We start from the raw sequence: 15,918 nt of genomic DNA, 5'->3' as shown, positions 1-15,918 counted from the left end.
GATCGTTGGCAGTTCGTGGTGTCCAACCACCACATTCTGCTCGACGGCTGGTCGATGCCGCTGCTGATGCGCGACCTGATCGTGCTCTACGCGGTGCACGCCGACGCCAGCGCGCTGCCCGCGGTGCGCTCCTACCGGCACTTCCTGGAATGGACCGCGCGCCAAGATCATTCGGCCTCGCTGGCCGCCTGGTCGACGGCGCTGCGCGGGGTGAGCGAGCCGACGCTGCTCGCGCGCCCCGACGCGGGCCGGGAGATCACCGCGCTCTCCGGCGAGTACCTGTTCGACCTCGACGAGGCCGCGACCGCGCGCCTGACCGCGCTGGCGAGCTCGCTGGGCGTCACCCCGAACACGGTGCTGCAGGTGGCCTGGGGCATCCTGGTCGGCCGCACGACCGGCTCGGAGGACGTGCTGTTCGGCACCACCGTCTCCGGCCGCCCTGCGCAGCTGTCCGGCGTGGAATCCATGGTGGGTCTGTTCATCAACACCGTCCCGGTGCGGGTGCGCTTCGATCCCGCGGAGTCCGCGCGCGAACTGCTGACCCGCACCCAGGGTGAGCAGGCCGACCTGCTCGACCACCACTACATCGGACTGGCCGACATCCAGTCCGCCGCGGGCGTCGGCGGCCTGTTCGACACCCTGGTCGTGTTCGAGTCCTACCCGGTGGACGCCGAAGGCCTGCGCTCCCAAGCCGCCGACATCGACGGCATGGCCGTGGCCGACCTGGAGGCCGCCGACGCGACGCACTACCCGCTGACGCTGATCGCTCAGCTGGATTCGCGCCTGCGCATCCGCGCGGGCTACCTGCGCGACCTGTTCGACGAGCAGACCGTGCGCCGCATCGCCGACCGCCTGGTCCGCGTGCTGTCCGCGATCACCGCCGATTCCGGTGTGGCCGTTGGTGATATCGAGCTGCTCGACACCGCCGAGCGCGAGCTCGTGGTGTCCGGCTGGAACGAGACCGCGCACGAGGTCGACGCGGCGGCGACGCTGGTGTCGAAGTTCGAGGCGCAGCTGGCCGAGACGCCCAACGCGACCGCGGTGACCTTCGAGGGGACGAGTCTGTCCTACGCCGAGTTCGCTGGCCGGGTCTACCGCCTGGCGCGCTGGCTCATCGAACGCGGCGTCGGCCCGGAGTCCTCGGTGGCGCTCGGCATGCGGCGCTCGATCGACCTGGTCGTCGGCATGTACGCCGTCACCGTCGCGGGCGGCGCGTACGTGCCGCTCGACCCGGATCACCCGGCCGAGCGCACGGAATACATTCTGGCCACGGCCGATCCGGTGTGTGTGCTGACCTCGGGCAGCGACCTGGAGATCGACACCGCGCAGGTGCGCATCGATCTGCTCGACCTGTCCGGTGTGTCCGAGGCGCCGGTGACCGACGCCGAGCGCCGGGCGCCGCTGCGTCCGTCGAACACCGCGTACGTGATCTTCACGTCCGGCTCGACCGGCCGCCCGAAGGGTGTCGCTGTCTCGCACGCGGCGATCGTCAACCGCCTGGTGTGGATGCAGTCCGAGTACGGGCTCACCGAGTCCGACGCGGTCCTGCAGAAGACGCCCGCCACCTTCGACGTGTCGGTGTGGGAGTTCTTCTGGCCCTTGCAGATCGGCGCGCGGTTGGTCGTCGCCAAGCCGGACGGCCACCGCGACCCGGCCTACCTGGCCGAGGTCATCGCGACCGAGCGGGTCACCGTCACCCACTTCGTGCCGTCCATGCTCGCGGTGTTCGTGGCCGACGCCGCCGCGGCCCGCTGCGACACGCTGCGCATGGTGTTCGCCTCCGGTGAGGCGCTGCCGCCCAAGCCCGCGCACCGCCTGCGCGAGCTGACCGGCGCGGAACTGCACAACCTGTACGGCCCGACCGAGGCCGCGGTCGACGTCACCTATCACCGGGTGACCGAGGCCGACACCGACACCGTGCCGATCGGCGCCCCGGTGTTCAACACCCAGGTGTACGTGCTGGATTCGCGGCTGCGGCCCGCTCCGGTGGGTGTCGCGGGTGAGCTGTATCTCGCGGGTACCCAGCTGGCGCGCGGCTATGTGGCCCGGCCGGACCTGACCGCGGATCGCTTCGTGGCCAACCCGTTCGCCGACGGACAGCGCATGTACCGCACCGGTGACCTGGTGGCCTGGACCGCGGACGGCGAGCTGGAGTACTTCGGCCGCACCGACTTCCAGGTGAAGCTGCGCGGTCTGCGCATCGAGCTTGGCGAGATCGAGCAGGCGCTCACCGCGCTGGACGAGATCGCGCAGTCGGTGGTCGTGGTGCGCGGCGACCAGCGCACCGGCGATCAGCTGGTGGCCTACGTCGTGGCCGCGCCGAACGCGCGCGTCGACGGCGACGTGGTGCGCGAGGACCTCGGCAGGCAGCTGCCCGCCTACATGGTGCCCGCGCTGGTCGTGGTGCTCGACGAGTTCCCGCTCAACGCCTCCGGCAAGCTGGACCGCAAGGCGCTGCCCGCGCCGGTGTTCGAGGCCGCGGTGTTCCGCGCGCCGACCACGCCGGTGGAGGAGATCGTCGCGCGCACCTTCGCCGACGTGCTCGGCCTGGACCGGGTCGGACTGGACGACGACTTCTTCGCGCTCGGCGGCAACTCGCTCAGCGCCACCCAGGTGGCGGCGCGGCTGTCCGCGGCGCTGGAGACCGAGCTCGGGGTGCGCGAGCTGTTCGAGGCCTCGACCGTGGCGGCGCTGGCGGCGCGCACCGAGTCGAAGGCGGGCGCGGGCGCGCGTGCGGCGCTGGTCGCGCAGCGGCGGCCCGAGCGGGTGCCGCTCTCGCTGGCCCAGCAGCGCATGTGGTTCCTCAACCGGTTCAACATGGGCGGCGGCGGCGAACACTCCGCGGCCGCCGCGGCCGACAACATCCCGGCCGCCGTGCGGCTGTCCGGTCTGCTCGACCGGCAGGCTCTGCAGGTCGCGGTCGCTGACGTGCTGGCCAGGCACGAGTCGCTGCGCACGTACTACCCCGAGGTCGGTGGCGTCGGCTACCAGCAGATCGTGCCGACCGCGCAGGTGATCCCGGATCTCTCGCCGATCGACATCACCGAAGCCGAACTGCCGCAGCGTCTTGCCGAGGTCGTGCTGACCGCCTTCGACGTCACCGCCGAGGTGCCGTTCCGCGCCAGCCTGTTCGAGATCAGCCCCACCGAGCACGTGCTCGCGCTGGTGGTGCACCACATCTCGGCAGACGGCTTCTCCATGGGGCCGCTGACCAGGGACGTGATGATCGCCTACAGCGCGCGCGTCGACGGCGACGAGCCCGCGTGGCGTCCGCTCGACGTGCAGTACGCCGACTACGCGCTGTGGCAGCGCGCAGTGCTCGGCGCCGAGGACGACCCGGACTCGCTGATCTCCGGTCAGATCGAGTTCTGGAAGAACGAATTGGCCGGGCTGGTCGAGCAATTGGATCTGCCCGCCGATCGCCCGCGGCCCGCGACCGCCTCCAACCGCGGCGACACGGTGGCCTTCACCGTGGACCCCGAGGTGCACGCGGCCCTGCGCGCGCTGGCCCAGCAGCACAATTCGACGCTGTTCATGGTCGTGCACGCCGCGCTCGCGGTGCTGCTCGCGCGCCTTTCCAGCACGTCGGACATCGCCATCGGCACCCCGATCGCGGGCCGCGGTGAGCGCGCGCTCGACGATCTGATCGGCATGTTCGTCAACACGCTCGTGCTGCGCACCGAGATCGAGCCCGGCGTCGCGTTCGAGGAACTGCTGCGCACCGTGCGGCGGGTCGACGTGGACGCCTTCGGTCACGCCGACGTGCCGTTCGAGCGCCTGGTCGAGGTGCTCGACCCGGTGCGTTCGCCGGGCAGGCACCCGCTGTTCCAGGTCGCGCTGACCTTCCAGAACACCGCGCCGACCGCGCTGGAACTGCCGGGCCTGACGGTGTCGGGCGTGGACATGGCCGTGCCGCTGGCCAAGTTCGACCTCCAGTTGACGCTGGAGGAGAAGCTCGGCGCGGACGGCGGACCGCAGGGTATGTCGGCCGAATTCAGCTTCGCGACCGACCTTTTCGACGCGAGCACGGTCCGCGGTTTCGCGGATCGCCTGCTGCGCGTCCTCGGCGCGGTCTCGGCGGACGCGAGCGTGGTGGTCGGCGATATCGACCTGCTCGCCGACGGTGAGCGCGAACTGGTCCTGCGCGAATGGAACACCGAGGGCGTCGAGGCGCCCGCGGCCACGCTGGTCGACCTGATCGGCGCGCAGGCGCGGCGTCGTCCGGACGCACCGGCGATTCGCTTCGGCGAGACCGCGGTCTCCTTCGGCGAGTTCGAGCGCCGGGCCAACCGGATCGCGCGTGCGCTCATCGGGCTCGGCGTCGGGCCGGAATCCAAGGTGGCGGTGGCTGTTTCGCGCACCGAGGAACTGCCGATCGCGCTGTACGCGGTGCTGCTGACCGGCGCGGCCTACGTGCCGATCGACACCACCTACCCGGTGCAGCGGCTCGAGTTCACCCTCGCCGACGCGGCGCCGGTGTGCGTGCTGACCACCGCCGCGGACGCGGAAGCCGTTCCGGCTGGCGATCTTCCGCTGCTGCTGGTCGAGCGGACCGCGGACGAGTCCGACGCGCCGGTCACCGATGCCGACCGCGTCCGGCCGCTGCGCCAGGACAACCTCGCCTACGTCATCTACACCTCCGGTTCGACCGGTGTGCCCAAGGGCGTCGGCGTCTCGCACCGCAACGCGGTGGAGCTGTTCGCGAACACCCAGCCGCTGTTCGGCTTCGACGAGTCCGACGTGTGGACGCTGTTCCACTCGTTCGCCTTCGACTTCTCGGTGTGGGAACTGTGGTGCGCGCTGGCCTACGGCGGTTCGGTGGTCGTCGTCGACTACCTGACCTCGCGTTCGCCGGAGCTGTTCCGCGAGTTGCTGGTTCGCGACCGGGTCACCGTGCTGAACCAGACGCCGTCGGCGTTCTACCAGCTGGTGGAGGCCGACCGGGCGGCGAGCGCCGCCGACGACAACGGTGAATTCGCGCTGCGCCACGTCATCTTCGGCGGTGAGGCGCTCGACCTGCGCCAGCTGCGTCGCTGGTACGAACGCCATCCGGCGGACGCGCCGCGCCTGGTGAACATGTACGGCATCACCGAGACCACGGTGCACGTGTCGTTCCTGGCCCTGGACGACCAGGACGTCGACAACCCGGCCAGCGTCATCGGCCGCGCCCTGCCCGGCCTGAGCGCCTTCGTGCTCGACAACCGCCTGGCCCCCGCGCCGGTCGGCGTCGCGGGCGAGATCTACGTGACCGGCGCGCAGCTGGCGCGCGGGTACCTCGGCAGGCCGGGCCTGGCCGCGACCCGTTTCGTGGCGAACCCCTTCGGGGAGCCCGGTTCCCGGATGTACCGCTCCGGTGACGTCGGTCGCTGGTTCGGCACCGGCGACGCGGCCAACCTCGAATACGCGGGCCGCAGCGACCAGCAGGTGCAACTGCGCGGCTTCCGCATCGAGCTCGGCGAGATCGAGTCGGCGCTGGTCCGCTGCGAAGGCGTGCGTCAAGCCGTGGTCATGGTCCGCGCCGACGAGCACGCGGGCGACCGCCTCGTCGGTTACGTGGTGCCCGAGACCGGCGCCGCGGTCGACCCGGTCGCGCTGCGCGAGGCGGTCGCGGAGTTCCTGACCGCGTACATGGTTCCGGACGCCATCGTGGTGCTCGACACCCTGCCGCTCACCCCGAACGGCAAGCTGGACCGGCGCGCGTTGCCGGAGCCGGAGTTCGTCAGCACCGCGACGTTCCGCGCACCGAGCACGCCGATCGAGCAGGCCGTCGCCACGGTGTTCGCCGAGCTGCTCGGCGTCGAGGAAGTCGGTCTGGACGACGACTTCTTCGCCCTCGGCGGCAACTCGCTGCTGGCGACCCGCGTCGTCGCGCGGATCAACGAGGCGGTCGACGCCGACCTCGCCGTGCGCGAGCTGTTCGAGGCGCCCACCGTGGCCGCGCTCGCCGCGCGCACCGCGGCGAAGGCGGGCAGCGGGCGCAGGCGCGAACTGGTCGCCGGTCCGCGTCCGGAACAGATCCCGCTGTCGCTCGCGCAGCAGCGGATGTGGTTCCTCAACCGCTTCGACAACCAGACCGCGGTCAACAACATCCCGCTCGCGGTCCGGCTCACCGGCGCACTGGACACCGACGCGCTGCGCAGGGCGGTCGCCGACGTGGTCGACCGGCACGAGGTGCTGCGCACCGTGTACCCGGAAACCGCCGACGGCCAGGGCGTGCAGGTCGTGCTGCCCGCGGGCCAGGAGAACCTGGACCTGACCCCGATCGTGGTGTCGGAGACCGAGATTCAGGAGCGCATCAGCGAGCTGGTGCTCACCGGATTCGACGTCACCGCCGCCGTGCCGGTGCGCGCCGCGCTGTTCCGTATCGCCGGTTCGATGGACGGCTCCCAGCCGGACACGCATGTGCTGGTCTTCGTGGTGCACCACGTCTCGGGTGACGGCTGGTCGGTCGGCCCGCTGGCCCGCGACGTAATGGTCGCCTACGCGGCGCGCTCGCGCGGCGAGGCGCCCGGCTGGGCGCCGCTGCCGGTGCAGTACGCCGACTACGCGCTGTGGCAGCGCGAGACGCTCGGCTCCGAGGACGATCCGGACTCGCTGATCGCGGCGCAGGTCGCCTACTGGTCGCAGAACCTGGCCGGTCTGCCCGACCAGCTCGACCTGCCGTCGGACCGCAAGCGTCCGGCCGTCGCGTCCAACCGCGGCGGGGTCTACGAGTTCGAGCTCTCCGCCGAGCTGGCACAGGCCTCCGAGGCGCTGGCGCGCGAGCACGGCGCGAGCTTGTTCATGGTGGTGCACGCGGCGTTCGCGGCGCTGCTCGGACGCCTGTCCGGCAGCGACGACATCGCCATCGGCACCGTGGTCGCGGGCCGCGGCGAGGCCGTGCTCGACGACGCCATCGGCATGTTCGTCAACACGCTCGTGCTGCGCAGCGCCGTCGACCCGGCCCAGCCGTTCGCCGAACTGCTCACGCGGACAAGGGAAACCGACCTCGCCGCGTTCGGGCACGCGGACCTGCCCTTCGAGCGGCTCGTCGAGCTGCTGAACCCGGCGCGTTCGCAGGCACGGCACCCGCTGTTCCAGGTGATGCTCTCGTTCCAGAACACCGGCGAGACCACCTTCGAGCTGCCCGGCCTCGAGGTCTCGGGCGTGCCGCTGGACGTGGTGACCGCGAAGTTCGATCTGCACCTGAACTTCACCGGCTCCGCCGCCGAGGGCATGAAGGCCGAGATCGCCTACGCCACCGACATGTTCGACGGCGCGACGGTGGCCTCGTTCGCCGAGCGGCTCGTCCGGATGCTGGACGCTGTGGTCGCGGACCCGGCCGTGGTGCTCGGCGACGTCGAGCTGCTCGACGCGAGCGAGCGCGCCACCGTCGTGCGGACGTGGAACGACACGGCGCACCGTGTCGACCAGGACGCGACCCTGGTGTCGATGTTCGAGGCGCAGGCGGCGCGGACGCCGGACGCGATCGCGTTGACGTTCGAGGGGACGAGTCTGTCCTACGCCGAGTTCGCTTCTCGCGTGCATCGTTTGGCGCGGCATCTGATCGCCTCGGGTGTCGGACCGGACACGCTGGTCGCGCTCGGCATGCGCCGCTCGCTCGACCTGGTCGTCGGCATGTACGCGGTGAGCGTCGCGGGCGGTGCGTACGTGCCGTTGGATCCGGATCACCCGGCCGAACGCACCCACTATGTGCTCGACCTGGCCGACCCGGTGTGCGTGCTGACCACCTCGCGGGACGGCTTCGACTCCGGCTCGGTCGCCGCGCTGGAGATCGACACGCTCGACGTGTCGGCCTACGACGACGCGCCCGTGTCGGACGCCGAGCGCCGCGCGCCGCTGCGTCCGTCGAACACCGCCTACGTGATCTTCACGTCGGGTTCGACGGGTCGTCCGAAGGGTGTCGGCGTCTCGCACGACGCGATCGTCAACCGCCTGGTGTGGATGCAGTCCGAGTACGGGCTGGACGGCACCGACGTGGTGCTGCAGAAGACCCCCGCGACGTTCGACGTGTCGGTGTGGGAGTTCTTCTGGCCCTTGCAGATCGGCGCGCGACTGGTGGTCGCCAAGCCGGACGGCCACCGCGATCCGGGCTACCTGGTCGAGGTCATCAAGCGGGAGCGGGTCACCACGGCGCACTTCGTGCCGTCGATGATGTCGGTGTTCGTCGCCGAGGAGCGCGCGGACGAGTGCACCAGCCTGCGCAACGTCTTCGCCTCCGGCGAGGCGCTGCCCGCGGTGACGGCGCAGCGTCTCCAGGAGCTGACCGGCGCCCGTCTGCACAACCTGTACGGCCCGACCGAGGCCGCGGTCGACGTGACCTATCACGAGGTCACCGAGGACGACGTGGTGTCGGTGCCGATCGGCGCGCCGGTGTTCAACACCCAGGTGTACGTGCTGGATTCGCGCCTGCACCCGGTTCCCGTCGGCGTCGCGGGCGAGCTGTATCTGGCCGGTGTCCAGCTGGCGCGCGGTTACGTGGCGCGGCCGGACCTGACCTCGGATCGCTTCGTGGCCAACCCGTTCGCCGACGGCGAGCGGATGTACCGCACCGGTGACTTGGTCACCTGGACTAAGAAGGGCGAGCTGGAATATCTGGGCCGCACCGACTTCCAGGTGAAGCTGCGCGGTCTGCGCATCGAGCTCGGCGAGATCGAGGCCGCGCTCACCGCGCTGGATGCGATCGCTCAGGCGGTCGTGGTCGTGCGCTCGGACGAGCGTCTCGGCGACCAGCTGGTCGGCTACGTCATCGCGGACAACGGTCAGGCGATCGACGTCGAGTCCGTGCGTTCCCAGCTGGGTGGCGAGCTGCCCGCGTACATGGTGCCCTCGGCGTTCGTGGTGCTCGACGAGTTCCCGCTGAACGCCTCCGGCAAGCTGGATCGCAAGGCGCTGCCCGCGCCGGTGTTCGAGGTCAAGGCCTTCCGCGCCCCCTCGACGCCGATCGAGGAGATCGTGGCGAACACCTTCGGCGACGTGCTCGGCGTGGCGCGGGTCGGCTTGGACGACGACTTCTTCGAGCTGGGCGGCAACTCGCTGGTCGCCACCCAGGTGACCGCGCGTCTCGGCGCGGCGCTGGACACCCAGCTCGCGGTGCGCGACCTGTTCGAGGCGTCCACCGTGGCCGCGCTGGCGACCCGGGTCGAGCGCATCGCGGGCTCCGGCCGGACGCGTCCGGAACTGACCGCCGCCGAGCGGCCCGAGCGGATTCCGCTCTCGCCCGCGCAGGCTCGGTACTGGTTCCTCAACCAGTTCGACACGGCCACTTCGGCGGTGGACAACATCCCGCTGGCCGTCCGGCTCTCCGGCGCGCTCGACGTGCGGGCGCTGGAGCAGGCGATCGGCGACGTGTTCGCCCGCCACGAGGTGCTGCGCACCACCTACCCGAGCTCGGCGGACGGGCCGCACCAGGTGATCCTGCCGGTGAACCTGCCGCAGCTGGACCCGGTCCAGATCGACGAGTCGGAGCTGATCGGGCGGGTCATCGCGTTCGCCATGACCACCTTCGACGTCACCACCGAGGTGCCGCTGGCGGTCGCGCTGTTCCGCATCTCCGAGCAGGAGCACGTGATCGCGTTCGTCGTGCATCACGTGTCGGCGGACGGCGCGTCGATGGGTCCGCTCGCGCGCGACCTGATGGCGGCCTACGTCGCCAGGGTCGCAGGCGACGCACCGCAGTGGACGCCGCTGCCGGTGCAGTACGCCGACTACGCGCTGTGGCAGCGCGCGGTGCTCGGCTCCGAGGACGATCCGGAGTCGGTGGCCGCACGCCAGGTCGCCTATTGGAAGCAGGCGCTGGCCGGGCTGCCCGATCAGCTCGAGCTGCCCGCCGACCGGCCGCGCCCGCCCGCGCAGTCGTTCCACGGCAAGGCGCTGCGTTTCGAGCTCTCGCCGCAGCGGCACGCCGAACTGGCCGAATTGGCGCGCGCCAACAACGCCTCGCTGTTCATGGTCGTGCACGCGGCGCTGGCGGTGCTGCTGGCGCGGCTCTCCGGCACCGAGGACATCGCGGTCGGCACGCCGATCGCGGGTCGCGGTGAGCGCGAGCTCGACGACCTGATCGGCATGTTCGTCAACACGCTGGTGTTCCGCACGGGCGTGCGGCCGGGCGACCGGTTCGCCGACCTGCTCGCCGACGTGCGCGAACGCGACCTGGAAGCCTTCGCCAACGCCGACGTTCCGTTCGAGCGCCTCGTCGAGGTGCTGAACCCGGAGCGCTCCACCGCGCGCAACCCGCTGTTCCAGATCGGCCTGTCCTTCCAGAACCTGGCCGAGACCACGTTGACGCTGCCCGGGCTTCAGGTGAGCGCGGTCAACTTCAACTCGCAGCTGGCCAAGACCGACCTGCACGTGACGCTCTACGACCGGTACGCCGACGACGGCACCCCGGCCGAGATCATCACCGAATTCGGTTACGCCACCGACCTGTTCGACGAGGCCACGGTGCAGGGCTTCGCGGACCGGTTCGTGCGGGTGCTGGACGCGGTGATCGCGGACGTGACGGTTCCGGTCGGCGAGATCGACCTGCTCGCCGAGACGGAGACCGAGCGGATCCTCGGCAAGTGGAACGACACCGCGCGACCCGTGGACACCGACGCCACGCTGGTGTCGCTGCTCGACGCCGCGGTGGCCCAGGCCGCACCGGGGACGGTCGCGCTGGTCGCCGACACGGCTTCCGGCGAGCGGACCCAGCTGACCTACGCCGAGCTGGACGCTCGGGTGAACCGGTTGGCGCGGTACCTGATCGGTCGTGGTGTGGGTCCGGAGGATCGGGTGGCGTTGGCCATTCGCCGGTCGGCGGATCTGGTGATCGCGATGTACGCGGTGGCCAAGGCCGGTGCGGCGTACGTGCCGATCGATCCGGATCAGCCGGTGGATCGTGTCGACTACATCCTCGGCACGGCCGCTCCGGTGTGCGTGCTGACCACGGCTCGGGACGCGTTCGAGACCGAGGCGGCGCGGACCGTCGCGATCGACGAGCTGGACCTGTCCGGCTACTCGGACGCGCCGATCGCGGCCGCCGAGCGCAATGGTGTTCTGGTTGCGGCGAATACGGCGTATGTGATCTTCACGTCGGGTTCGACGGGTCAGCCCAAGGGTGTGGCGGTGCCGCACGCGGCGATCGTGAACCAGTTGTTGTGGAAGTCGGACGAATTCGGTCTCGACAGCGAGAACGTGGTGCTGCTGAAGACGGCGGCGACGTTCGACCTGTCGGTGTGGGAGTTCTGGTCCGCGGCCGTCAGCGGTGGTCGCTTGGTGATCTCCACCGCCGACGGGCACCGCGACCCGGCGTACCTGAACGAGCTGATGCGTTCGACGGGTGTGACCACGTTGCACGTGGTTCCGTCGATGCTCGACGCGCTGCTCACCGAATCCGAAGGGCGTATGCCGCATTCGCTGCGGCGCATCCTCGCCATCGGTGAGGCGCTGCCCGCGGCGACCGCGCAGAAGTTCCGGCGCGGCAACGCGGCCGGGCTGTTCAACCTGTACGGCCCGACCGAGGCGGCGGTGTCGATCACCAACCACGCCGTCACCGATGCCGACGAGTTCTCGGTGTCGATCGGCGCGCCGGAGTGGAACAGCCAGGTCTACGTGCTGGATTCACGCCTGCGGCCGGTTCCGGTCGGCGTCTCCGGCGAGTTGTACTTGGCCGGTGCGCAATTGGCGCGCGGCTACTTCGCCCGTCCGGATCTCTCCGCGGAACGGTTCGTCGCGAACCCGTTCGGCGAGCCGGGCGCGCGGATGTACCGCACCGGTGACCTGGTCGCCTGGAACGCCGACGGCGAGCTGGAGTACCGGGGCCGCACCGACTTCCAGGTGAAGATCCGCGGTTTCCGCATCGAGCTCGGCGAGATCGAGGCCGCGCTGCTGCGGCAGGACGCCATCGCCGCCGCGGCGGTGCTGGCGCACAACGATCCCGGCCTCGGCGATCGGCTCGTCGCCTACGTCGTGCCGTCGGCGGCCGGAATCGACCCGGAGACCGGCGAACTGGACAAGCGCAAGTTGCAGTCCGCGCTGTCCGCGGAGCTGCCGTCCTACATGGTGCCGAGCGCCTTCATGGCGCTGGACGCCTTGCCGCTCAACGCGAACGGCAAGCTGGACCGCAACGCGCTGCCGCAGCCGACCTTCGAGAAGGCGGCGTTCCGCGCGCCGGTGACCCCGGCCGAGCAGATCGTGGCGGGCGTGTTCGGCGACGTCCTCGACGTCGAACTCATCGGCGCCGACGACGACTTCTTCGCGCTCGGCGGTAACAGCATCCTGTCGATCCAGCTGGTCTCGCGGGCCAAGGCGCTCGGCGTCGAGTTCAGCGTGCGCGACGTGTTCGACCAGCGCAGCGTCGCCGCGCTGGCGGCCATCGCGACCGCCACGCAGGCCGAGCGGGAGCAGCCCGCCGAACTGCCCGGCGGCGGTGTCGGCGAGATGCCGCTGCCGCCCGCCGTCGCGGCGGCGCTGGCCGGTGGCGCGCCGTTCCAGCGGTACGCGCAGTCCGCGCTGCTGCCGCTGCCCACCGCGCTCGACTGGTACACGCTGCTCGACGCGCTCGAGGCCCTGTTCGACCGGCACGACGCGCTGCGCACGAAGCTGCGCGCCGACGGCGACGGCTGGGTGTTCGAGGCCGTCGATCGTGTCGAGGTGGAGCCGCTGGTCAGCGAGGTCCGGGTCGAGAAGAACGTCGAGCTGGCCGACCTGCTCGCGGCCGAACGCGCCGCGGCGGTCGATCGACTCGATCCGGCCCAGGGTGTGATGGCCCAGTTCGTGCTGTTCACCTTCGCCGACAACCGTCCCGACGAATTGCTGGTCGTGGCACACCGTTTCACGGTGGACGCGAGGTCCTGGCGGGTCCTGCTCGGCGAGCTGACCACCGCGGCCGAGCAGCTCGGCGTCGACGCGCCGCTCGAGCTGCCCGCCACCGGCACCACGCTGCGGCGCTGGGCGCACAGTGTGGCCGCCGACGACGCCGCCGCGCACGAGTCGGAACTGGCGTTCTGGCAGGAGATCTCGGCGACCACCGAGCCGCTGCTCGGCGCGCGGGCGCTCGACCCGGCGACCGACACCGCGGCCACCGTGGACCGGGTGCGGGTCACCGTGCCCGCCGAGGTCACCGAGGCGGTATTGAGCACGGTGCCCGCCCGCTACCACGGCGCGGCGGCCGACGGCCTGCTCGCGGCGCTGGCCATGGCGCTGGTGCGCTGGCGCGGCGAACAGCACGGCGCCGCCGCGCTGATCCGCCACGCGGGCGACGGCCGCGCCGCACGCGCCGCCCGTGGCGCGGAGCTGGCGCGCACGCTCGGCTGGTTCGATCTCGCCCACCCGGTGCGGATCGACCTCGACGGCGCCGACCTCGACGAGGCCTTCGCTGGCGGAAACGCCTTGGGCCGCATCGTGAAATCGGTCAAGGAGCAGCTGCTCGCCGTGCCCGATCACGGACGCGGCCACGGTCTGCTCGGACTGGCCGACGCCGCGCAGGTCGGCTTCCGCTTCCTGGGCTCGCTGCCCGCCGAGATCACCACCGTCGCCGACGACGACCGGCCCGCGGACGCGGCGCTCGACATCGACGCGATGGTGCTCGACGGTGCGGGCGGTCCGGAGCTGGTGGCGTCGTTCGCCTTCCCGACCGGCCTGCTCACGGCCGAGCGCGTCGGCGAACTCGGCGAGCTCTGGGTGTCCGCGTTGACCGCGCTGGCCGCGCACGTGCGTCGGCCCGGCGCGGGCGGCCACACGCCGTCCGACATGCCGCTGGTGCGGGTCGACCAGGCCGACATCGAGCTGTGGGAGCGGACCTACCCCGGCCTCACCGAGGTCTGGCCGCTCACGCCGCTGCAGTCCGGCCTGCTCTTCCACGCGCAGATGACCACGACCACCGTGGACGTCTACAACATGCAGGCCGTCATCGAGCTCACCGGCGAGGTGGACACCGAGCGGCTGCGCGCCTCGGCGCAGGCGCTGCTGGACCGCTACCCGAACCTGCGCACCGCGTTCGTCACCGACGCCGCAGGGCAGTCCGTGCAGATCGCGATGGACCGGGTCGAGGTGCCTTGGCGCACAGTGGATCTCACCGGGGTGCCCGAGGGCGAGCGGGAGGCGGAACTGCGGAAGCGGCTGGCCGAGGACCTGGCGCAGCGGTTCGACATGGCCGCGCCGCCGCTGGTGCGCTACAGCCTGTACCGCACCGCCGCCGACCATTGGCACCTCGTCATCAGCACTCACCACGTGCTGCTGGACGGCTGGTCGATGCCGCTGCTGATGCAGGACCTGCTCGTGCTGTACGCACTGCACGGCGACGCCTCGGCGCTGCCGGAGGTCGCGTCCTACCGGACGTTCCTGGAGTGGCTGGCGGGCCGGGACCTGGACGCCTCCCTGCGGACCTGGTCGCGCGCGTTCGACGGTCTCGACGATCCGACCGAACTCGCCCCGCAGGCGCGTTCGGCCGAGGACTACCGGACCGGCGAACTGGTGACCCACCTGGACGCCGACCGCACCCGCAGGCTCACCAAGCACTGCGCGGAGCTCGGCATCACGGTGAACACCCTGGTGTCGGCGGCCTGGGGCATCCTGCTCGGCAGGCTCACCGGTCGCTCGGACGTGGCCTTCGGCGCCACGGTGTCGGGCAGGCCCGCGGAGCTGCCCGGCGTCGAATCGATGGTCGGCCTGTTCATCAACACGCTGCCCGTCCGGGTGCGCATCGATGATCGCGCCACCATCGAGGAGCAGCTGCGGCAGTTGCAGCGCGAGCAGGCGGATCTGCTGGATCACCACTACGTCGGCCTCGCCGACATCCAGCGGGCCGCGGGCGCCGGGTCGCAGTTCGACACGCTGTACGTGTTCGAGTCCTATCCGATCGACCGCGAGGCGATCGCGGCGGCTAGCTCGATCGACGGCATGTCGGTGACCGGGGTTGACGTCAGCAACACGACGCACTACCCGCTGTCGCTGAAGGTGGCGGCCGAGTCGATCCTGGAGATCAGCTTCGAATACCTGCTCAGCCGGTTCACCGCCGAGGAGGTGCAGACGCTGTCCACCCGGTTGGTCCGGGTGCTGGAGTCGCTGCTCGGCGATCCGTCGGGGCTGGTCGGCGACATCGACATCCTGGACAGCGAGGAACGGGCCCGGCTGCTCGCCGAGTCCCACGTCGCTTCGGCGGCCGCGGCGCCGGAGTCGGCGAACCGGGTCGGCGCGCGGACCGTGGCCAAGGTGCTCGCCGAGGTCGTCGAGGCGGATCCGCAGGCGCCCGCGCTGCTCGCCGACGGCGACGAGATCGCCTACCACGTGCTGGATCGGCGTTCCTCGCAGCTGGCCCGGGTGCTGATCGCGCGGGGCGCTGGTCCGGGCGACGTCGTCGCGGTGGCGCTGCCGCGCGGTGTCGACGCGGTGGTCGCCGGCTGGGCCGTGCAGAAGGCGGGCGCCGCCTGTCTGTTCGCCTCGGGCCTCGGCGCGGACGAGATCGCCGCGGCCGGAGCCGGTTTCGGTATCGGCTCGGCGCCGGACGGCGCGGACGCGGTGAACTGGCTGGTGCCGAGCGATCCGCAGGTCCAGACCGAACTGGCCGCGGCCGCAGGGCATCCGGTGTCCTACGCCGATCGGGTCCGCCCGCTCGGCGAGGAGCACCCGGCCTTCGTGGAGCTGGTCGACGGCGCGCCGGTCGCGCTGAGCCAGACCGTGGCGCTCGACCTGGGCGAGCGGATTCGCGACGAGAACGACATCGACTACGAGTCGACGACGTTCACCACCGCTGCCGCGGGCCGCGCCGCCCTCTGGGAGTTCCTCGCCACGGCCACCGCGGGCGCACTCTCCGTGCTCCCCACGGCCGACGACCTCGCCGACGACCTCGCCGACGGCGAAGTCACCCACTGGTTCGTCATCCCGGGCGAACCCACCGACGCCGCCGACGAGGAAATCCGAATCATCGTCGCGGAGTAG

1 protein-coding gene (running past one end of the window) is annotated in these 15,918 nt (G+C 71.3%); it reads left to right on the top strand.

Translation table 11 applies throughout. From position 1 onward, the window contains the following. Positions 1-15,918 carry the 3' portion of a non-ribosomal peptide synthase/polyketide synthase gene (locus tag T333_RS13410; protein ID WP_496424614.1) on the top strand. It extends 21,168 nt beyond the left edge of the window, so 15,918 of the gene's 37,086 nt are visible here — the last part of the coding sequence; its start codon lies off the left edge, out of view; its stop codon occupies positions 15,916-15,918.

This window comes from Nocardia sp. CNS-044 (assembly GCF_059570515.1).
The sequence above is the reverse complement of the archived record's forward strand: the minus strand, read 5'-3'. Positions and strand labels throughout refer to the sequence as shown.